This window comes from Marinobacter sp. Arc7-DN-1 (assembly GCF_003441595.1).
Taxonomy (GTDB): Bacteria; Pseudomonadota; Gammaproteobacteria; order Pseudomonadales; family Oleiphilaceae; genus Marinobacter; species Marinobacter metalliresistant.
In genome coordinates, this window is sequence record NZ_CP031848.1 from 1,292,239 (window position 1) to 1,313,341 (window position 21,103).

The 21,103-nt window shown below is 58.8% G+C and carries 20 protein-coding genes; 7 read left to right on the forward strand and 13 right to left on the reverse strand.

What is annotated here, in order from left to right:
* Nucleotides 1-76: 76 nt before the first annotated feature.
* Nucleotides 77-1,186, reverse strand: coding sequence for an NAD(P)/FAD-dependent oxidoreductase (locus D0851_RS06015; protein ID WP_117617812.1), 1,110 nt, complete (start codon nt 1,184-1,186; stop codon nt 77-79).
* A gap of 151 nt (nt 1,187-1,337) precedes the next feature.
* On the opposite strand from D0851_RS06015, the gene D0851_RS06020 reads away from it, so the two are divergent.
* The 5 genes from D0851_RS06020 to cmoB are packed head-to-tail and all read left to right on the forward strand — an operon-like array spanning nt 1,338 to nt 4,954.
* On the forward strand, nt 1,338-1,760 hold the full coding sequence (locus D0851_RS06020; protein ID WP_162893691.1) for a hypothetical protein: 423 nt from the start codon (nt 1,338-1,340) through the stop codon (nt 1,758-1,760).
* Nucleotides 1,761-1,769: 9 nt separating this feature from the next.
* Nucleotides 1,770-2,786 carry a serine/threonine protein kinase gene (locus D0851_RS06025; RefSeq protein WP_117617814.1) on the forward strand — a complete coding sequence of 339 codons (1,017 nt, stop codon included), beginning with the start codon at nt 1,770-1,772 and terminating at the stop codon, nt 2,784-2,786.
* Between the two features lie 32 nt (nt 2,787-2,818).
* Nucleotides 2,819-3,187, forward strand: coding sequence for a kinase (locus tag D0851_RS06030; protein ID WP_117617815.1), 369 nt, complete (start codon nt 2,819-2,821; stop codon nt 3,185-3,187).
* Entirely contained in the window at nt 3,180-3,959 is a 780-nt protein-coding gene (gene cmoA / locus D0851_RS06035) for a carboxy-S-adenosyl-L-methionine synthase CmoA (protein ID WP_117617816.1), read from the forward strand. Before D0851_RS06030 ends, cmoA begins: the two co-directional genes overlap by 8 nt.
* 2 nt (nt 3,960-3,961) lie before the next feature.
* The gene (gene cmoB / locus D0851_RS06040) at nt 3,962-4,954 is read left to right on the forward strand and encodes a tRNA 5-methoxyuridine(34)/uridine 5-oxyacetic acid(34) synthase CmoB (RefSeq protein WP_117617817.1); all 993 of its coding nucleotides are present in this window, start codon (nt 3,962-3,964) and stop codon (nt 4,952-4,954) included.
* A gap of 53 nt (nt 4,955-5,007) precedes the next feature.
* Here cmoB and D0851_RS06045 read toward each other — a convergent pair whose 3' ends face one another.
* The 11 genes from D0851_RS06045 to D0851_RS06095 form a co-directional block, all read right to left on the reverse strand.
* On the reverse strand, nt 5,008-6,303 hold the full coding sequence (locus tag D0851_RS06045) for an adenylosuccinate synthase (protein WP_117617818.1): 1,296 nt from the start codon (nt 6,301-6,303) through the stop codon (nt 5,008-5,010).
* Nucleotides 6,304-6,386: 83 nt separating this feature from the next.
* A complete protein-coding gene (locus D0851_RS06050) occupies nt 6,387-7,568 on the reverse strand; it encodes an ATP phosphoribosyltransferase regulatory subunit (RefSeq protein ID WP_117617819.1) in 1,182 nt (393 codons plus the stop codon).
* Between the two features lie 178 nt (nt 7,569-7,746).
* Complete coding sequence (gene hflC / locus D0851_RS06055) at nt 7,747-8,622, reverse strand: protease modulator HflC (RefSeq protein WP_117617820.1); 876 nt, start codon at nt 8,620-8,622, stop codon at nt 7,747-7,749.
* A 2-nt stretch (nt 8,623-8,624) separates the two neighbouring features.
* Nucleotides 8,625-9,833: an FtsH protease activity modulator HflK gene (hflK, locus tag D0851_RS06060; RefSeq protein WP_117617821.1), complete on the reverse strand. Its 1,209-nt coding sequence runs from the start codon at nt 9,831-9,833 to the stop codon at nt 8,625-8,627.
* 83 nt (nt 9,834-9,916) lie between these two features.
* Nucleotides 9,917-11,215 (reverse strand): ribosome rescue GTPase HflX, encoded by a 1,299-nt coding sequence (gene hflX, locus D0851_RS06065; RefSeq protein ID WP_117617822.1) that lies wholly within the window; start codon nt 11,213-11,215, stop codon nt 9,917-9,919.
* Between the two features lie 119 nt (nt 11,216-11,334).
* On the reverse strand, nt 11,335-11,586 hold the full coding sequence (gene hfq, locus D0851_RS06070) for an RNA chaperone Hfq (protein ID WP_008170056.1): 252 nt from the start codon (nt 11,584-11,586) through the stop codon (nt 11,335-11,337).
* A gap of 32 nt (nt 11,587-11,618) precedes the next feature.
* A complete protein-coding gene (gene miaA / locus D0851_RS06075; protein WP_117620306.1) occupies nt 11,619-12,626 on the reverse strand; it encodes a tRNA (adenosine(37)-N6)-dimethylallyltransferase MiaA in 1,008 nt (335 codons plus the stop codon).
* A gap of 28 nt (nt 12,627-12,654) precedes the next feature.
* A complete protein-coding gene (mutL, locus tag D0851_RS06080; protein WP_117617823.1) occupies nt 12,655-14,559 on the reverse strand; it encodes a DNA mismatch repair endonuclease MutL in 1,905 nt (634 codons plus the stop codon).
* A 20-nt stretch (nt 14,560-14,579) separates the two neighbouring features.
* Entirely contained in the window at nt 14,580-15,938 is a 1,359-nt protein-coding gene (locus tag D0851_RS06085) for an N-acetylmuramoyl-L-alanine amidase (protein ID WP_117617824.1), read from the reverse strand.
* 35 nt (nt 15,939-15,973) lie between these two features.
* Nucleotides 15,974-16,474, reverse strand: a complete 501-nt coding sequence (tsaE, locus tag D0851_RS06090; RefSeq protein WP_117617825.1) for a tRNA (adenosine(37)-N6)-threonylcarbamoyltransferase complex ATPase subunit type 1 TsaE — start codon at nt 16,472-16,474, stop codon at nt 15,974-15,976.
* On the reverse strand, nt 16,471-18,024 hold the full coding sequence (locus D0851_RS06095) for an NAD(P)H-hydrate dehydratase (protein WP_117617826.1): 1,554 nt from the start codon (nt 18,022-18,024) through the stop codon (nt 16,471-16,473). Before D0851_RS06095 ends, tsaE begins: the two co-directional genes overlap by 4 nt.
* A gap of 147 nt (nt 18,025-18,171) precedes the next feature.
* Between D0851_RS06095 and queG the strand changes: the two genes are divergently transcribed.
* On the forward strand, nt 18,172-19,251 hold the full coding sequence (gene queG, locus D0851_RS06100; RefSeq protein ID WP_117617827.1) for a tRNA epoxyqueuosine(34) reductase QueG: 1,080 nt from the start codon (nt 18,172-18,174) through the stop codon (nt 19,249-19,251).
* On the opposite strand, the gene orn is transcribed toward queG, so the two are convergent.
* Nucleotides 19,246-19,788, reverse strand: coding sequence for an oligoribonuclease (orn, locus tag D0851_RS06105; protein WP_117617828.1), 543 nt, complete (start codon nt 19,786-19,788; stop codon nt 19,246-19,248). The two genes, queG and orn, sit on opposite strands and share 6 nt — an antisense overlap.
* Nucleotides 19,789-20,041: 253 nt before the next feature.
* Between orn and rsgA the strand changes: the two genes are divergently transcribed.
* Nucleotides 20,042-21,097 (forward strand): small ribosomal subunit biogenesis GTPase RsgA, encoded by a 1,056-nt coding sequence (rsgA, locus tag D0851_RS06110; RefSeq protein WP_117617829.1) that lies wholly within the window; start codon nt 20,042-20,044, stop codon nt 21,095-21,097.
* Nucleotides 21,098-21,103 lie beyond the last annotated feature (6 nt).

Sequence of the window (21,103 nt, forward strand, 5' to 3'; positions counted from 1 at the left end):
GATTCGGGCCATCCATGGCCCTCAACAATCCCGGGAGAGCCTGCCGGCACGGCGCCCAAACCCTGCGATACGTCGATCAAACCAGCTTTTTCTTAACCAAGTCTGCTATCGCCAAACATGAAGTCAGTCCAGGCGATTCAACCCCAAAGAGATTTACCAGCCCCGGTACGCCGTGATCTTCCGGGCCATCAATTCGAAAGTCCGCAAAACCGCCATCAGGTCCACACAGCTTTGGTCGGATGCCGGCATAGGCCGGTTGCAGACGGGATGGGTCCAGGGTTGGCCACCATTGGCGGATACCCCTGGCAAAGGTTTCGAGGCGGTTGGGGTTGACGGTGTAGTCTTCATGTTCAATCCATTCCACGTCGGGACCGAAGCGGGCCTGGCCGGCCAGGTCAAGGGTCAGGTGAACACCCAGGCCGCCGGGTTCGGGGACGGGGTAGATCAGGGTGTTGAAGGGGTGGCGGCCGCTGTAGCTGAAGTAGACGCCGCGGGCGAACCATTGCTGCGGCTTGTGGTGGTCTGAAAGGCCTGCCCAGGTTTTGGCCAGGGGAACGGCGCCCAGGCCGGCAGCGTTGATGACCTGCGTCGCTTTTAGTGTCAGCGGATTGTCGCCTGCCACCCTGAGCAGGTGGTGGCCAGCAACGGACTCTGCCGCGACGACCGGTGACCGGAGGACGAGTTGGCCTCCGGCATCCTGCAGTTCTCCGAGCAGCGAGAGCATGAGGCCATGGCTGTCGATGATGCCGGTTTCGGGGGACCAGAGGCCGGCGCAGGCTTTGATTTGAGGAACCTGACGGGTAACGGCATCCGCGTCATGCATGGCCAGTTTGACGCCATTGCGGGCGGCGGCTGCCTGAATATCCTCAAGTTTCCGGGCTTGCGAATCACTGGCGGCAATAATCCATTTGCCACATTTCCGGTGGTCAACCTTGTGGCTCTGGCAGTACTCATAGAGGCGCTGACGGCCTTCCACGCACAGCAGGGCCTTCAGTGACTGCTCCGGGTAATAGATCCCGGCATGGATGACTTCGCTGTTTCGCGACGAAATACCGTCTCCGAACCGGTCTCCGCTTTCGAGAACGATCACATCGTGCCCGCTTTTTGCCAGTGCGCGCGCAATGGCCAGGCCGACGACACCAGCTCCGATAACAACGGTTTCTGTTTCAAGGAATTCTCCAGGCACTTCTTCCTGCTCCCGCTTAGCTGCCGATTACCGGAGCATACCCCATCCTCACACGCCAGCGGAAACCGGCCTCCGGGGTCTGAACACATTACTCAGGGACTCATACCGGTTATACTTGGCCCCGGAAATGAGTGCATGGAGTCCGGCGATGATGTCTGACAGGAAGCAGTTTGTACTGGTGATGGTGGTGGCCGCCCTGTTTGTAGGCTGGCTCGGCTGGCGCGGTTTTGAGGTTGTCAGCCTTAATGGGCGCCTGAAAGCCGACGATGTGGTTGCCAGCTACCCCTACAAACATCGGGTGCTCAGGGTGGAGGGCGATACCGCCATCATGAGCTCACTGCGCTCACACTCAACGTCTACCCACCATGCACTGGGCGCTGTGTTCCCCAGCATGCGAAATCTCGGGGACAGTCACCGGGACTGGCAGCGCGCAGAACGTGAACTGGCCCAGGTGCAGGCCCGTGCAGGGGATGTTGTACTTGGAGCTTCCGGCATATCCCGTATTCGCTGGGAGCTGGATGAAAACTGGTATCATCTGCAGTCCATGAAATCCAAATACGATACAAGGCTCTGACCTTCCACTATGACCCATGAACCCGCACTTGCAGCGTCCACCCACCCCTACGATTCCCTGACCCCGGACACCATTCTGGACGCGATGGAAGACGCCGGGTTTGCGGTAAGTGGCCGGCTTTTTGCGTTGAACAGTTACGAGAACCGGGTCTATCAGGTGGGTTTGGACGAAGGTCCGCCGGTGATTACGAAATTCTATCGGCCCGGGCGGTGGAGCGAAGCACAGATCCGGGAAGAGCATGACTTCACTATAGAGCTGGAACAGGCAGACATACCGGTCGTGGCGCCTATGCGGCTGGGCTCCGAAGATACTCTCGGTCACCATGGCGAATTCCTGTTTGCCGTGTTCCAACAGCGCGGGGGCCAGGCTCCGGACACCAGCGTGACAGACACCCTCTACAGGTTGGGGCAGTGGCTTGGCCAGATACACAACATTGGTGCCCGCAAGCCTTTTGCCCACCGGCCAGGCATTTCGTTACTCGATGGCATTGAATCCAGCAATCGGCTGTTAGTGGAAGGCGGCTGGATTCCAGCGGATCTGCGGCCCGCATGGGACAGTCTGATTCCGGATCTTCAAGCTCTGTGCGCTGCCCGTATTGATGAAGCGGGCCCTGTTGAGACCCTGCGTCTGCATGGCGACTGCCACGCAGGCAATATTCTCTGCCGGGAAGAACAGATGCTGTTCGTGGATCTGGACGATTGCCGCTCCGGGCCGGCCATTCAGGATATGTGGCTGCTGCTTAATGGTGACGACTTCGAGCGCGGTGCCCAGCTTGGGGAGTTGCTGGAAGGTTACGAGATGTTCCGTGATTTTAACCGCCGTGAACGCCACCTGATCGAGCCATTACGCTGCTACCGGCAGATCGCACACTGCGCCTGGCTGGCTAAACGCTGGGATGACCCCGCCTTTCCACGTTTTTTCCCCTGGTTTGCCCAACCCAGATTCTGGTCCGACCAGATTCTCTCGCTCCGGGAACAGCTGTCCGCCCTGCAGTCACCGGCAATTACGGTTCCAGGGCAGTACTAACCGCACATAAACACGCTTGAAATGAGGTAGGCATGAGCCAGAATGAGGCCCGTTACACCGTCCGCAGCCTGATCGTGACCGCGCTGGCTGCCATTATCGGCACTGTCCTGGTGCTTGAGATGACTGACAAGATAAGCCACACCAAGAACAAGGACCACGTCCCGGTTGGCGATTTCAAAGCCATTCATATCACCGGGGAGGAAACCTTCCGTATGTCTCCGAAAGCTTCGGAACTGCATGCAGTGTGCGAGAACGGCTACCTGGCCATTGCGGCGGATGTGGACCCGTCGTTCCGGGGCATCCTGGTCGATTACAAGAACCGCGGTGTGCGGTGCAGACGCCCTTCACCGACCGGGCCGGCAGTTCCACGGCAGCCGGAGACACAAGACGGCAATGAATAAGCCCCGCAAACCTTCCGTACCACCCGAGCAGGTGACGGACCGGCTGTTTGCCACCGAGCGCCGCCCGGAGGATTTCCGGTTTGATGCGTCGGTAGCACGGGTTTTTCCCGACATGATCCGCCGTTCGGTGCCCGGTTACACCACCATCATTCCGATGATCGAGGTGATCACCGAACAATACGCCCAGCCCGGCTCCCACTGCTACGATCTGGGTTGCTCGCTCGGTGCCTCGACCCTGGCAATGCGGCACGGAATTCCACACCGGGACTGTATCCTTGTGGGCGTGGACAACTCCGAGGCAATGATCGAGCGCTGCGAACATTACATTGCCCTGGACGACAATAACCTCCCCGTTACCCTGCGTTGCGAAGACATTCTGGACACCGAGCTCAGTAGCGCCTCGGTCACAACGCTCAATTTCACCCTGCAGTTTGTCGATCCGGACCAGCGGGCCGGCCTGCTCACCCGGATTGCCAAGGCAACCCGGCCCGGGGGCGTCCTGATCCTGTCGGAGAAAATCCGGTTTGAAACGGAAAGCGAGCAGGCGATACAGACCCGCCTGCACCACGAATTCAAGCGCGCCAACGGTTATTCAGATCTGGAAATCAGCCAGAAACGCACGGCCATTGAGCAGGTCCTGATTCCGGAAACACTCGCCGCCCACAAGGAACGACTCCAGGCGGCAGGCTTCGATCAGGTTCTGATCTGGTATCAGTGCTTTAACTTTGTTTCCATGCTCGCCATCAAGGCCAATACACCCGACACCGACTGACCATGGCAGAATTTGACTGGAAAACCCGATTCGGACCGCTTCTTGATCAGCTTTCAGATGACGGCCTTGATGCCTGGGCACAAACGCTCAGGCAGCAACTGACTCGCCACTTTGACGACAATCCCCATGGCGATCTCGATCGCTGGCAAGCCGCCCTCGCCCGCCTGCCGGATATGGCCGGTGTGGAGGCGCACCTGGACCGTTCCGCTGTAACCCTGACATCGCCACATGCCCTGACGCCGGAGCAGCAAGAGCACTTGCAGCAGGGGTTACGCGGGCTGATGCCCTGGCGGAAGGGTCCTTTCGAGTTCTTCGGCACCCGGATCGATACCGAATGGCGTTCCGACTGGAAGTGGGACAGAGTATCCCCCTACCTTTCAGACCTTTCCGGCCGTCGTATTCTGGATGTCGGTTGCGGCTCCGGCTACCACTGCTGGCGGATGCTGGGTAAAGGCGCTGGCCGGGTCATCGGCATTGATCCAGGCCTGTTGTTCATGTTCCAGTTCCTGAGCATCAAGGATTACCTGGGCAATGTGCCCGTGGACTTGCTGCCGGTCCGGATGGAGGATCTGCCGGCCGACCTTGAGACCTTTGACACCACGTTTTCGATGGGTGTCCTCTACCATCGAAGGTCACCGCTGGACCATCTGCTCGAACTGAAGGGTACGCTCCGGAAAGGTGGCGAGCTGGTCCTGGAAACGCTGGTGGTTGAAGGACCCGAGGGCTACAGCCTGATGCCCCGGGATCGCTACGGGCAGATGCGCAATGTCTGGTTCCTGCCCAGCTGCGACACCCTGCTGCGCTGGCTGGACCGCACCGGCTACCGCAATGCCCGGGTGGTTGATGTTTCGGCGACCAAAACCGAAGAGCAGCGCAGCACCGACTGGATGCGATTCAATTCACTGCAGGATTTCCTGGATCCGGACGATCCGTCGAAAACAGTCGAAGGCTATCCGGGGCCCCTGCGCGCAACAATAATCGCCGAGAAACCCTGAGCGCAAAAAAACCGCCGTGCCGTCTGGCAGGGCGGTTTTTGTTCCGCTGGCGATTACTCGCCGAACGGATGACGGAGCGTGATGGTTTCAATACGATCCGGGCCAGTGGAAATCACGTCGATCGGCGCTTCAATCTGCTCCTCAAGGAACCGGATATAGGCCTTGGCGTTCCCGGGCAACTGGTCCAGACTGGTCAGACCGACAGTGCTATCGCTCCAGCCCGGCAGCTCGGCGTAGACCGGCTCGATGTCCTTGTAGGTGTCACAGCCAATCGGTGGCCGGGTAATTTCGCCATTTGGCGTCTTGTAGCCGACACAGACCTTCACCGTCTCCATTCCATCCAGAACATCCAGCTTGGTCAGACAGATGCCGGACACGCTGTTGATCTGGATGGCGTGACGCAGGGCAACCGCATCAAACCAGCCACAGCGGCGGGAGCGACCGGTGGTAGTTCCCACCTCATTGCCCTTGACGGCCAGGTGCTGGCCCATCTCGTCAAACAGCTCGGTGGGGAACGGGCCTGAACCAACGCGAGTAGTGTAGGCCTTGGTAATCCCCAGCACGTAATCCAGGAACAGGGGGCCGAAACCGGAGCCGGTGGCGGTACCGCCGGCCGTGGTGTTGGAAGAGGTCACATACGGGTAGGTGCCAAGATCAATATCCAGAAGAGAGCCCTGAGCGCCCTCAAACAGGATGTTTTCACCACGCTTGCGGAAGTCATGGAGCATATCGGTAACATCCGCCGCCATGGGCAGGATTTCTTCGCCCATCAGTTTCAGCTCTTCAAGGGCTGCATCGATGTCCTCAGCCTCTTCCTTGAAGTACTCAGTCAGGATGAAGTTGTGGAAGGACATGATTTCACGCAGCTTTACCTCAAACCCGGCGGGATTGCACAGGTCGCCCAGGCGGAGGCCACGGCGTGAAACCTTGTCTTCATAGGCCGGACCAATACCGCGGCCGGTCGTGCCGATCTTGTCGACACCGCGAGCCCGTTCACGGGCCTGGTCAATTCGGACATGGGTGCGCAGGATAAGGGGGCATGCCAGGCTGATCCGCAGACGGTCACGAACGGCGACGCCATTGGCTTCCAGCTCACGCACTTCCTTGAGCAGCGCCTCCGGCGACAGGACGACGCCATTGCCAATCAGACAGTAAACATGCTGACGCAGGATACCGGAAGGGATCAGGTGAAGCGCCGTTTTCTTGCCGTCAATCACCAGGGTATGACCGGCATTGTGCCCGCCCTGGAAGCGAACGACGGCCGCGACCTTGTCGGTCAGCAGATCAACAATTTTACCCTTGCCTTCATCACCCCATTGGGTGCCCAGCACAACAACGTTTTTACCCATGATTCTCTCTCAATGCGACTGCCCCGCAGGACAGGCGTTTCGCAAGTTTACCTGTAAATGAATTCACCGAAGCCCCGGGGGCATCAGCCCAGCTTCTCCACGACCCACTGGCCGCCCTGTTTAACCAGCTTCCGGTCACAGCCTCTGGCGGCCGGATCAACACCGTTATCCTCCGGCAAGGCACGGACAACGGTTTCTGTCATTCTCAGGCCGGAAATCACGCCTTCCAGGGCCGGGTCATCATCCGCCGGCGCCCAGACTGCGCCGGACTTCCGTACCAGCCGCTCACCCAGGGAAACCAGTGCGCGGATATCGAGACTGAACCCCGTCGCGGGCCGCGCCCGACCAAAATCACTGCCAATGGCATCGTAGCGCCCGCCCTTGGCGACCGAGTCGCCATGACCGGGAACGTAAGCCGCGAACACAAGTCCGGTGTGATAGTTGTAGCCACGCAACTCGCAGAAATCGAAGCCGAAACTGACTTCCGGGTAGTCCCGGCCCAGCATGTCCGACACACGGCCCAACTGATCCAGTGCCGCATCCAGATTGTCAGATGCACCTTGCAGGACACGGCGTGCCCCGGCCAGCGCTTCCGGGCCGCCACTGACCCGTGCGAGCTCACGCAGGTGGGCACCGGAAGAACCCGCCGGACACCCGCCCAGCAGCTCATCGAGCTCGGGAACTGACTTGCGAGCCATGGCATCAAAAATCGCGGCTTCGGTGTCTCGGTCAAAATCCGCTTCGCCGATCAGGCTCTCGTAAATCGACACGTGCGCCAGATCCAGGTGAATACGCGGCAGCCCGGCAACCCGAAGGGTTTCCAGCATCAGGCTGATCACTTCCATATCCGCTGCTTCGGAGGCACTGCCAAAAAGCTCGCAGCCCGCCTGGATCGGCGTCCGTCCGGTCAGCATATGGCGCGGACGGGTATGCAGCACATGGCCAGCGTAGCATAGGCGGGTTATGCCATCCTGGCCCAGGGTGTGGGCATCGATTCGGGCAGCCTGGGGTGTCATATCCGCCCGAACACCCATCATCCGTCCTGTCAGCTGATCGGTCAGCTTGAAGGTTTGCAGTTCCAGATCGTGTCCGGTTCCGGTGAACAGGGATTCGAGGTATTCAATAAGCGGCGGGATTACCAGCTGATAGCCCCAGCGCTGGCAGGTATCCATTACATCCCGGCGAAGGGATTCGATCCGTCCGGCCAGCGGAGGCAGAATATCCTCTACCCCGTCCGGCAGTAACCAGCGATCAGATACTGTCATGAGATTCCGTTGTCCGTTATATCCGCACCGGCGCTGTTGGCTGGGGGATCACACAGAATTTAAGGCGACATTCGGGCAGAAAACCCGACACAAAACCGCCAGAATTTTACACGGTTGGCAGGCACAAAAAAACCGGAATACGGATGTATTCCGGTTTATTTCAACTTTCAGATGAGTATCACTTCGCGCCCTGGGGGTCCCTCAGGTACTTCATGAAATCGCCTTCCGAGTCGATCACCATGATGTCGTCCTTGTTGGAGAACGCATTCTGGTACGCGGAAAGGCTTCGATAGAAGCTGAAGAACTCAGTGTCCTGGCTATAGGCATCGGCGTAAATCTGCGCCGCCTCACCATCGCCCTGACCGCGAAGCTGCTCTGACTTGGAGAATGCTTCCGCCAGGACCACCGTACGCTGACGATCGGCATCCGCCCGAATCCCTTCAGCGGCCTCGCGACCACGTGAACGATACTCCTGAGCCAGCTTTTCCCGCTCAGTGGCCATGCGGCGATACACGTTCGTACGGACCTGCTCAGGCAACTCAATGGCCTTTATACGGATATCCAGCACCCGGATACCAAACTCTTTGAGCGCAGTTTCGTTGACCAGGTCCTTGAGTGAGGCCATCACATCATCACGTTCGCCTGAGACCACCTCACGCATGGTACGGACACCAAACTCATTACGAAGGCCGTTATCCACCCGCGACAACAAGAGATTCTGGGCCCGAAACTCATCGCCACCGGTAGCCCGGTAAAAGGTATCCACGTCGGTAATTTGCCAGGCAATATAGGAATCCACGTCCAGTGGCTTTTTCTCAATGGTCAGATACTGACGCGCCGGCAGGTCCATGGTAAGAACCCGAACATCAAACTCCCTCACTTCATCAATAACGGGGACTTTAAAGTGAATCCCCGCAGGAACGTTGGTTTCGATCAACTCCCCGAAACGCAGCAATACCCCACGGTGGGTTTCCGGAATAATATAAACGCTGGACGATACCAACAACAAAATGATGAGGGTACCAGCAAGACCGATAATGCTTTTGGGTCCCATGATTATCTCCCCGTTCTCGCGTTGGTGGACTGGCGATTGCGCAGTTCGCGAAGCACCTGATCCGTCAGGGACTGGATATCAGCCTGACCGGTCAGGCTGCCCGCATCCCCTGCGCTCTCGTTCCGGCCCGCAGACAGGTTGGCGCTGCCCTGACGGGTCAGACGATCCAGCGGCAGGTACATCATGTTATTTCCGGACTTGGTATCAACCAGCACCTTGCTGGAACTGGCAAGTACATTTTCCATGGCCTGCAGGTACATGCGCTCGCGAGTGACATCAGGCGCCTTCTCGTACACGGCCAGCAGATCCTTATACCGGGCGGTCTCACCGACCGCGCGCTCAACCACCTGGGCTTTGTATGCCGCCGCTTCCTCAACCATGCGCTGGGCCTTGCCACGGGCTTCCGGCACAACCTTGTTGCGATAGGTTTCTGCTTCTTCCTTGAGTTGCTGCTCGTCTTCACGGGCACGCTGCACTTCCCGGAAAGCATCCTGAACCGGCCCGGGCGGCTGGGTACTTTCCACGTTGACCCGCACAATCTCAAGGCCAGCACCGTACTGCCGCAGGAAGCTCTGGATTCGCTGCTCAACGTTTACCGCAAGTTCAACCCGACCCTCGGTCAATACCGCATCCAGAGTAGCACCGCCCGCTTCATGCCGAAGCGCACTGTCGGTGGCAAACGCCAGAGCCTGGTTAGAGTCACGGACATTAAGCACATAATCACGGGCATTACTGACCCGATACTGCACCTGCAAATCCACGCTCACCAGGTTCTCATCCTGAGTCAGCATCTGGCCCGTCGACTCGGCCGTACGGACGTTGGTAACCCGCACCTTGGTGACGTCATCAATCAACGGCACCTTGAAGCGCAGACCCGGGCTCTCTGTCCGGTCGTATTCCCCGAAACGCAGAACAACGGCCCGTTCCTGCTCGTCCACGGTGTAGAAAGACTGGAAGACGACGTAGCCAACAACAACAATGGCAGCCAGGGCGAGGATAGCGCCAAAACCAGGGCCGCCTCCGCCGGTGCTGCCATCACCACTGCCGCCGGACTTGCCACCTTTGCCGCCCAACATCTTGTTGAGCTTGTCCAGCCCTTTTTTCAATGCCTCATCGAGGTCTGGCGGACCCTGATCATTGCCGCGCCGACCACCACCGGTACCCCAGGGGTCGTTGTCGTTACGGTTTCCACCCGGTTCATTCCAGGCCATAGTGCTCTCCGTTTCTGACTTATAAAAAGAATGGCTGCAAATACTAGGGATTTATCTCCGCCCCGGCAATAGCCGTTGCGGTTTCAGGCATGCCCCAGCTCGAGCCTGACCGATTCTTCCCTCACTCCGGCCCGGCTCAGAAGCTGCAGCCAGTCCCGGTTCTGCAAACGAACTTCCAACACTGTATCCCCCGTTTCACGATGCTCCTCGCTAAGCACGGACCCGGCCTCATGCAGCAGCGCGCGCAGCTTGCCGTCGGCAGGCCCCAGCAAAACAAAATGATGCACAACGTCCTCTGCAAGTCTTTCCACAATGGCGTCATACAGGCCATCGAGCCCTTCCCCGGTCACCGCGGACACCCAGGCCCTGACGGGAACACCGTCTTCATTGCGCTCGATTCTCGGCGTGAAGTCTTCCAGCAGGTCAATCTTGTTAAACACCTGCAGCATGGGAATCTCATCTGCCCCGATCTCGGCCAGCACCTCTTCAACCTGCTCTATATTCTCGTCACGCCGGCTGTCGTGGCTGTCAATAATGTGCAGCAGGATTGTCGCTTGTGTCGTTTCTTCCAGGGTCGCCCGGAATGCTTCGACCAGCTTGTGGGGAAGGTGCCGGATGAAGCCCACCGTGTCCGCCATTACGACCGGCCCGACATCCGGAAGTTCCAGACGTCGCAGCGTCGGGTCCAGAGTCGCAAACAACTGGTCTGCGGCATATACGGAGGAAGTGGTAATCCGGTTGAACAAGGTTGATTTACCTGCGTTGGTGTAACCAACCAGAGACACGGTTGGAATATCCGCACGCTGACGGGCCCGTCGGCCCTGGCTCCGCTGCCGGCGAACCTTTTCAAGACGCTTGTGGATGGACTTTATCCGTTCCCGAAGCAGACGGCGGTCGGTTTCCAGCTGGGTTTCGCCGGGGCCCCGAAGGCCAATGCCACCCTTCTGCCGCTCCAGGTGGGTCCAGCCCCGCACCAGACGCGTCGACATGTGTTCGAGCTGTGCCAGCTCTACCTGCAGCTTACCTTCGTGAGTCCGGGCGCGCTGGGCGAAGATGTCGAGAATCACACCTGTACGATCGAGCACCCGGCACTTGAGTTCATGCTCAATGTTTCTTTCCTGACGCGGACTCAGCGCATGATTGAACAATACGACATCGGCTTCATTGGCGGCTACGGCGTCACGGATTTCTTCCAGCTTTCCCTCACCAACGAAAAATCTCGGGCTGGGTTGCTTGCGGGAACCGGTAACAATACCCGCCGGCTCAACGCCGGCGGACGTTACCAGTTCCCGAAACTCGCCGGGGTCTTCCGTACCGTCATGGGCAGTGAAATCGATGTGGACGAGTATCGCGCGCTCACCGACATCAGGACGTTCAAACAATTGGCATCAACTCCGGAACAGTGAAACTGTCAATATCATAAAAACAAACACCCGCGGCCATCAGATCCCTGAAAAGGATCTTCCGGAACGCGGGTGGCAATACCGGGAAAGCGGATGGATCAGTCTTCAGATTCGCCCTCTCCTCCCGGAGCCTGCTGCGGAATGCGGACATTGCGGGCAGGAACCACAGTGGAAATAGCGTGCTTGTAGACCATCTGGCTGACAGTGTTTTTCAGCAAAATCACGAACTGGTCGAAAGACTCAATCTGGCCCTGGAGCTTGATACCATTAACCAGAAAGATGGAAACTGGAATGCGTTCCTTGCGCAATGCATTAAGGTAAGGGTCTTGTAACGAATGCCCTTTTGACATGTGTTTTCTCCTGTTTTAGTAAGTGCAGATCGTCATTTGTCAGAGTTAAATGTGGTGCGAAGTCTGATTTTTTTCAAGGCGGCCTTAGCGATAAGTTTGTTTTCGCTGTCCAGCCAGTCCACATCAGACCACTTACGCAACCAGGTCAACTGCCGCTTCGCCAACTGGCGCGTGGCTGCAATACCCTTGCTTACAAATGTGTCGTAGTCGTCTGCCCCGGACAAATAGTTCCAGGCCTGGCGATAGCCGACACAACGCATGGAAGGGAGATCGGGGTGCAAGTCTTCCCTGAGCATCAGTGCCTGCACTTCGTCGAGAAAACCCGCCTCCAGCATCTTGAGGAAGCGCTGGCGGATTCTCTCATGAAGCACCCGCCGCTCCGGCGGCATCATGGCAAGCTGGACCACAGTATACGGTAGCAAAGATGTTTCGTCTGCCTGCCAGCGGGTGAAATAGGTGTAATCCTCAATATCGCTTCTACTGACAGACTCAGGCACGCCCTCGCTTTTACCGGCAACCTCTGCCTGCCAGAACGCTGAAATCGGCCTGCCGGTCACTCGGAGGACTTCCAGGGCCCGCAACAATCGCTGGCGATTGTTCGGATGTATCCGCTCCGCCGCGACAGGATCACCACTGCGCAGCTCCCGGTGCAGCGCTTCCCAGCCCCGCGCCTCAGCCTCCCGCTCCAACATCCTGCGCACTTTCAGGCTCGCCGCAGGCAAACCGGACATACCATGCAGCAGTGCCTTGAAGTACATCATGGTTCCACCTACCAACAAGGGTATCCGGCCCGCTGCCGTGATCTCGGCCATGGCAGCGAGGGCGTCGTGGCGAAAATCCGCGGCCGAGTAGGTTTGTGCCGGATCGCAGATATCGATCAGGCGATGCGGGGCCCGGGCCAGTTCTTCCGCCGTCGGCTTGGCGGTGCCGATATCCATGCCACGGTATATCATGGCCGAGTCGACACTGATGATCTCGCAAGGTAGCTGCTCGCACAGGGACATGGCCAGGTCGGTTTTACCGGACGCGGTCGGGCCCATCAGGAAAATGGCCGGCGGCAGTGACACCCTAACGCCCCCGCAGGAACAGCTTGTCCAGCTCGGACAGGGTTACCAGTGTCCAGGTCGGCCGGCCGTGATTGCACTGGCCGCTTCGCTCGGTGGCTTCCATATCTCTGAGCAATGAGTTCATTTCCGGAACGGTGAGCTGGCGGTTCGCTCTGACCGAACCATGGCACGCCATGGTGCCGAGCAGTTCGTGAGTGACCGCTTCCACCCGGTCGCTCTGACCATGCTCAATGAGATCCGCCAGCACGTCACGCACCAGCTGCTCAGCGTCGGCACCTCGCAAAAGCGCCGGCACCTGCCGGACAGCCAGGGTTTCCGGGCCGATCCGTTCTATCTGCAGGCCAAGCTTCTGCAGCTCATCGCCATGGCTCTCGGTCAGGGCGGCCTCTTTCTGGCTGACCGCCAAAGACAGCGGGACTAACAATGGCTGGCTTTTCAGGTCCTGCTCGGCAAGGGCCCGCTTCATCCGTTCATAGGTTATGCGCTCGTGGGCAGCATGCATATCTACCACGATCATTCCTGCCCGCCCCTGGGCGAGGATATAGATACCGTGCAGCTGGGCAATGGCATAGCCAAGTGGCGGCTCCTCATCACTGTCGGCCGGCGGCGTCGGAATGGGCGTGGCAACCCCGTCACTGACCGGTGTCGACTGCGGGCTTCCGGTTCCGCCACCGGCGTTCAGGGACTGATAGAACGCCATCTGATCACTGGCGCGCCATTCCTGCTGAGGCTGTGACTGACCTCCGAAACCGGCTGATGCACCTGAATGACCGTAACCCGGCACCGCTGGCTGGCCATTCCGGGAAGGGCCCCCCGGAGCACCCATGGCCGGTGAACTTTCCGCCTGAGCCGACGCTTCACGGCCGAAGGATTGAGCGACCGCACCCCGGAAATGATCATCCGGCCGAACATCGGCCAGGGCCTTGTGCAGGGTTCTGAAGATAAAATCGTGAACCAGCCGGCCGTCCCGGAAACGGACTTCGTGTTTTGTGGGGTGCACATTCACATCCACCGTGGTCGGGTCTACCTCCAGGTACAGCACAAAGGCCGGATGCCGGTTGTTATAGAGAACATCCCGGTAGGCCTGGCGCACGGCATGAGCCACCAGCCGGTCACGAATCACCCGGCCGTTGACAAAGAAATACTGCAGGTCCGACTGACTGCGGGAGAATGTCGGCAGCGCAACCCAGCCCCACAGACGAAGCCCCGTTGCTTGCGCATCGATAACCACCGCATTGTCGATGAATTGCTGCCCGCACAGGGCACCGATCCGCCGCTCCCGGTCAAGGGCTGAATCGGCAGGCCTCAGGCTTTGAACAACCCGCTGGTTATGACGGAGGGTGAAACCGGCATCAAACCGGCTCAGGGCCTGCCGGCGCAGGCACTCCTCCACGTGGTTGAATTCGGTTTTTTCGGTGCGCAGAAACTTGCGGCGGGCCGGGGTATTAAAGAACAGATCCCGCACTTCAACGGTAGTGCCCACCGGGTGTGCTGCGGGCGAGATCCTGGCGTCCATCTCCCGGCCTTCCACTTCCACCCGGGAGGCGGCTTCCTGTTCTGCTGTCCGGGAGGTCAGCGCCAGGCGGGAAACCGAACTGATACTGGCGAGCGCCTCGCCACGGAAGCCCAGGGAGGCAACGGCTTCCAGGTCATCAAGGCTGGCAATCTTGCTGGTAGCGTGGCGGCTCAGGGCCAGCGGCAAATCGTCCTCTTCAATACCGCTGCCGTCGTCCCGCACGCGGATCAGCTTGACGCCGCCCTGCTCCACCTCAACATCAACCCGGGTGGCACCGGCATCCAGGGCGTTTTCGACCAGTTCCTTGACGACAGATGCGGGGCGCTCCACCACTTCACCCGCGGCAATCTGGTTCGCGAGCCGTGGTGACAGCAATCGAATGGGGGGCATATTACGGGAAAACCTCTTGATCAGGACGCGGGAATACGAATGGTTTGCCCTACCATAACACGGTCATCCCGCAGGTCGTTATACTGCATCAGCTCACTGACCGTGGTCTGGTTTTGCCTGGCCACTCCGGAAAGCGTGTCACCATGCTGGATCCGGTAATGACTGACGCTGTTTCCACCTTGGCGATTCTGCTTCTGCCAGGCCAGCAAGGTGCCCGGCGGCGGGGTTTTCTGAAAGTAATCGTCAACGCCTTTCATAATAGCGCCGGCCAGCTTGTTGCGGTACCACTCAGTCGTCAGGTTTTTCTCTTCCTGGGGATTGGATATGAACCCGGCTTCCACGAGGATAGAGGGAATATCCGGAGACTTCAGCACCACAAACGACGCCTGTTCCACACTCGGCTTATGCAACTCCGCTACGCGTCCGAGCTTACCAAGAACCGAACTGCCAACACCCAGGCTGGCATTGATACTGGCGGTCATGGACAGATCCAGCAACACGCCTGCAAGCGTGTCATCACGGCCATCCAGGGACAATCCGCCAGCACCACCTATCAGGTCTGAACGATTTTCGCTGTTTGCCAGCCAGCGGGCGGTTTCACTGGTCGCCCCGCGCTGGGACAGGGCGAAGACCGACGCTCCCTTCGGCTGGGGCGTGCGGAAAGCATCTGCGTGTACGGATACGAACAGGTCGGCATTGTACTTTCTGGCCAGCAGCGTCCGGTTGCGAAGGCCAATGTAATAGTCGCCTGTCCGGGTCAGCTTGGCGGTGTATCCCGGCCGGTCATTGATCAGACCGGCAAGGGTATTCGCCATTTTCAGAACCACATCTTTCTCGCGCGTACCCCTGGGACCGATAGCGCCCGGATCCTCACCGCCATGGCCGGCATCAATCACCACGATAACATCCCGCTTGCCTGCCGAATCCTGGGTAACGGTTGGTTTGGCAGCCTTTTCCAGACGGCTGCCGCTCTCGTCAATCAGATCAACGACCAGCCGGTGGCCATATTGCTGGTTCGGCTCAAGCTGAAAGCTCCGGGGCTTGATGTCGGTTTCCAGATCCAGAACCACCCTCAGATCGTCTCCGTTGCGAGGCGCACTGCGAATCCGCTTGATCGGGCTGCCGGAAAGGTCCAGCCCTGAGAAATCCGCTTTCAGGCGGGTATTCTTGAGATCGATAACCAGGCGGGACGGCCCTGACAGGGAAAAGATGTTGTGCTCTACCTGCCCGGCGGTATCGAATACCAGACGGGTGTGGTCCGGCGCCGGCCATATCCGCGCACTTTCTACCTGTGTTCCGGCGAAAACGGGCAGCGCCAGAACCGCCAGTAACAGTGTCAGCGGCTGGACCAGTCTTGTTTTGAGTTCAGCGATTCTCATACAGCCTACCTGCCAGTTTCCATCAGGTTCCCGACCTAGTTGTGGCCCGGACCAATCAATTGCAGCTCATTGAGCACCGAGGCACCCCGCTCAGAACGGGCTCTGATAACGACGGAACGCCCCTCACCCTGCCGGTCCAGATGAATCTCCAGATCAGGGTCGGGCAGAATTCCTTTTCCCCGCTCGGGCCATTCGATCAGACACAGATTATCGCCGGCGAAGTAATCCCGGATGCCCATATATTCCAGCTCTTCCGCATCGCCGAGCCGGTAAAGATCGAAATGGTACGCCGGCGGCTCCAGGTCCTCATAGGGTTCCACCAGGGTATAGGTGGGACTTTTTACCGCGCCGGTGTGGCCAAGCCCACGCATGACACCCCGGCTGATGGTGGTTTTGCCCATACCCAGGTCGCCTTCCAGACAGATCACCAGGCCTCGGCCGGATTCGGCAACACGTCTCGCCAACTCCCGGCCAAGCTGTTCAGTTTCAGCCTCGCTTTCGAGAAACAGGCGGCGCTCATTCCCTGTCATGCTCATAAATCCCCCAGCACCCGACTGGGTTCAGACTCGCGGAATACCAGCGGCAGCGCATCAATCACATCGTTGGGTATCAACCCCATGAACCCCCGGGTCTCTGAGGCTTTGTCAGCCGCAGCCAGATGCACCGAAGCGCCGAGAACGGCCGCTTTGTCCGTCTCGCCAAGCTGGGCGTAAACGGCGCCAAGGATGCCTGACAGCACATCGCCCATACCACCGGTGGCCATTCCCGGGTTGCTGCCGCTGATAATATCGGCCGCTGCGTGTCCCGAGGCGACCACTGTGCCCGCCCCCTTCAGTAGCACAGTCCCGCCGTACATGGCCTGTAATCTATTGGCAGCGGCCACTCGGTCAGCTTCCACTTCCGGCACCAGACAGTTGAGCAATCTGGCGGCTTCGCCCGGATGAGGCGTTAAAATATGGTTATCCGCCGGTATGGCAACCCGACCAGACAACAGATTCAGCGCGTCGGCATCCAGAACCCGGGCCTTACCGCTGGAAATAACCTGTTCCAGCATCTGCTGGCCCCAGGCGCTGCGGCCTATCCCGGGGCCACAGACTATAACCGAGGCTGCTTCCAGCAACGGTGGCAATTCCGAGCCATGGATCAGGCCATGAGCCATCACAGAGGGGCACCTGGCCAGCGCGGCACTCACATGCTCGGGCCGGGTTGCCAGGGAAACAAGACCCGCCCCTGAGCGCGCTGCGGCCTCTGCCGCCAACAGGCCGGCCCCTCCAAACCCCCGGTCGCCGGCCACCACCAGTACATGCCCGAAACGGCCTTTATGGGCATTTGCCGGTCTTTCCGGCAACCAGGACATAACCGACGCCCAGTCACGACGGTGCGCAACCGGCTGCTGACCACTACCAGCAACCCCCTCAGCCGTGCCGAGGGGCTCAAACACAACCTCACCGGACACTGCGGCCCCCTGACCGGTAAACAGGCCAGCTTTAAGCCCGATAAACGTGACAGTCATTGTTGCCCTTACCACGTCACCCCCGGCTGCCCCCGTGGTCGCATTCAGCCCGGAGGGTAAATCCACCGCAAGCACCGGCGCTGACGCCTGGTTGCACCGCCTTATCAGCGCGGCAAAGGGTTCGCGGGGCGCCCCCGATGCGCCGGTACCCAGCATGGCATCAACAATCATTCCGGCACTGGCAAAACGCCCGTTGAGGCCAGATTCCGGAATACCCTCCAGTTCATCGACATCCACGCCGTCTGCCAGCGCCTTTTGCCAGGCCTTTCTCGCATCACCGGTGAGCTTTTTGGTTGGTGCGACGGCCACACAACGAACATCCATACCATGACGTTGAGCGTTGGCGGCAATCAGGTAGCCGTCGCCACCATTGTTTCCGGCACCACAGAGAACCAGCACCGGACCACCGTCCCGCCAGTGCCGGACCAGACAGCGAAACGCCGCCTGGGCGGCAGACTGCATCAGTTCAAAACCATCAACACCCTGCTGATCAATCACATAGCGATCAATCTGTCTGACCGCATCGGCGGAAAACAGCGCGTCTGGTAGACTGTGCGCAGCGGACGGCGGCATGAACCTTTGCTCCCGTTACAGAAACCGGTTTAAGAAAATTGGCCAGCTATCTGTAAAGCATAGCAAAACAGTTGAAAAGGTCATAACTTAATCAAATTAAATATCCGTACCCTCGTTCCCGGACGGATTTCATCACCGGCAGTTTCCATGAGCACCACGTCTACCTGTGACAAACCATCCCCGGAACTGGCTGATCTGCCAGCGCTAATCCGCCAGTGGGCAGCTGAGCTTGGCTTCTCCGATGTGGGCATCACAACGCCGGATACCGGTGAGCATGCAACTCATCTGCAAGACTGGCTTACCGAGGGATATCAGGGCGAAATGGATTACATGGCGCACCATGGCGACAAGCGTTATACGCCCACCTCGCTGGTGCCAGGCACCACCCGGGTCATCTCCGTGAGAATGGATTATCTCCCGGCGCCGGACAGCCCCCAAGATGCGCTCACTCACCGGGACAGAGCCTACGTTACCCGCTACGCACTGGGGCGTGATTACCACAAACTGATCCGCAAACGCCTGGCCCGGCTGGCAGGACGAATTGATGAGGCGCTGAACGGATACGACTACCGGGCCTTCGTGGACAGCGCGCCAGTGCTCGAGCGTGCCCTGGCCCAGAGAGCCGGCCTTGGCTGGATCGGCAAGAACAACATGCTGATTCACCCGAAAGCAGGCTCTTTCTTTTTCCTGGGAGAAATTTTTACCAGCGCTCCGCTGCCTGTTGACGCACCATTCGAGAAAGACCATTGCGGGAGCTGTTCAGCGTGTCTGGATGTGTGTCCCACCGATGCGTTTGTAGCTGCGCACAAGCTGGATGCGAGGCGCTGCATCAGCTATCTGACCATTGAACTCAAAGGCAGCATTCCGGAAGAGCTGCGGGCCCTGATGGGCAACCGGGTTTTCGGATGTGATGACTGCCAGCTGGTCTGCCCGTGGCAGAAGTTCAGCAAACCAACGAAAGAGCGGGATTTCCAGCCCAGGCACGGGCTGGATAACACCGACCTGGCCGAGCTGTTCCTCTGGACCGAGGAACAGTTTTTGAAACGAACAGAAGGCTCTGCCATTCGCAGAACCGGCTATGAGGGCTGGCTTCGCAACCTGGCCGTTGGGCTGGGCAACGCACCCTCAACCATTCCGGTTATTGAAGCCCTGAAAAAGCGCGCGGACCACCCTTCCGAAATGGTCCGTGAGCATGTCCAGTGGGCCCTGCGGCAGCACAACCTATAGCTTGAAGAAGTGTTCCCGGTAATGGCGCAGTTCGTTAATGGAGTCCCGGATGTCGTCCAAAGCCAGATGACTGCCTTTCTTTTTGACGCCGGCCAGCACATCTGGCCGCCAGCGGCGGGCTAACTCTTTAACGGTAGACACGTCCAGATTCCGGTAGTGGAAGAAGGCTTCCAGCTCTGGCATGTACTTGACCAGGAAACGTCGATCCTGGCCGATGCTGTTGCCGCACAGTGGTGACTGACCGGACTCAACGTGTTTTTTCAGAAACTCGATGGTCTGCTGCTCGGCTTCTGATTCGGAGATATCGCTTTCCTGAACACGCTTGGTAAGACCGCTTTCACCGTGCGTTCTGGTGCACCACTCATCCATGGCATCCAGAAAAGCATCTGGCTGATGGACAGCAATGACCGGACCTTCCGCTACTGTGTTCAGTTCCGAATCGGTGATAATTGTTGCCATTTCAATGATCCGCTCTTTTTCGGGGTCCAGGCCTGTCATTTCCAGATCGATCCAAACCAGGCGATCGCTATCTGCCATTATTTTCCCAGCCTTCTAGATTTAGGGGAGGCGGGGCTGGCATCGGCTTTCCGGAAACCGCTACAAGCACATCCATGTGCGCTTGACTCCGGCCATCCATGGCCTCCGACATTTCCGAAAAGCCGATGCCAGCCCCGCTCCGAAATTTGGAGATATGTCTTTATCGTCTTGGCAACGTCCAAGCCGAATAGGCACGATTCCAGTATGATGGCACACCACAGGCAAAACTTTCATCTGGTTATCCGGGACGTAAATGGCAAAACGGCGACTGAACAAACAGCAGCAATTCCGCATCAAGAGGGTCCAGGAAGAGCGAGCGGCCCGCGCGGCGCGCAAGGAAAGGAAGGTTCAGGAGCAGGCCGACGCTGGTGAGCTTGGGCCGGAGCAGGAAGGGTTAGTCATTGCTCACTATGGGCAACAGCTGGACGTGGAAGCACTGGAAGGTGAGCAAACCGGTGATGTAGTCCGGTGCTTTGTTCGAGCCAACATTGACAGCCTGGTGACCGGTGACAAGGTTGTCTGGCGACCGGGGCAAAATGAAACCGGCGTTATTGTTGCCCGCTGTGAGCGGCAGAATCTGCTGCAGCGGCCGGATAATTTTGGTGCCCTGAAGCCGGTGGCCGCAAACATTGATCATATTATTCTGGTGATAGCACCGGAGCCGGAGCCCCACGACAACCTGATTGACCGGTACCTGGTGGCCGCGGAAATCACAGATATTCCGGCGGTGATTCTGCTTAACAAGACGGATCTGCTTACCAACAGAAACCGGCAAAGCATTGATGCCCTGCTCCGGCGCTATGAAGCGCTGGGTTATGAGGTTGTGCGTACATCTGCAGCCGAATCTGGCGATCAGCCGTCATCGGAGGTTGAGGCCCTGGTCAAGGATCAGACCAGCGTGTTCGTCGGGCAGTCCGGCGTGGGCAAGTCGTCGATTATCCAGACGTTGATGCCGGGTGAGGCAATTCGCGTGGGCGCCGTATCGGAGAGTACTGGCAAGGGTGTGCACACGACCACAACGGCCAAGCTGTTCCATCTGCCGATGGGAGGGGATCTGATCGATTCGCCGGGTATCCGTGAGTTCGGCTTGTGGCACATGACACCGCAGGAGATCGAGCACGGGTTCCGGGAGATCCGGGACGTAATCGGTAACTGCAAATTCCGCAACTGCCGGCACATGGGGGATCCCGGCTGTGCGATTGACGCGGCGGCGGATCAGGGCAAGATCAGCCCGCAGCGGCTGAAAAGTTTCCACCGGATTCTTCAGGATATGTCGGAACAGCAGGCCCGCGGGCTGAAAGTGGACTAACGGATC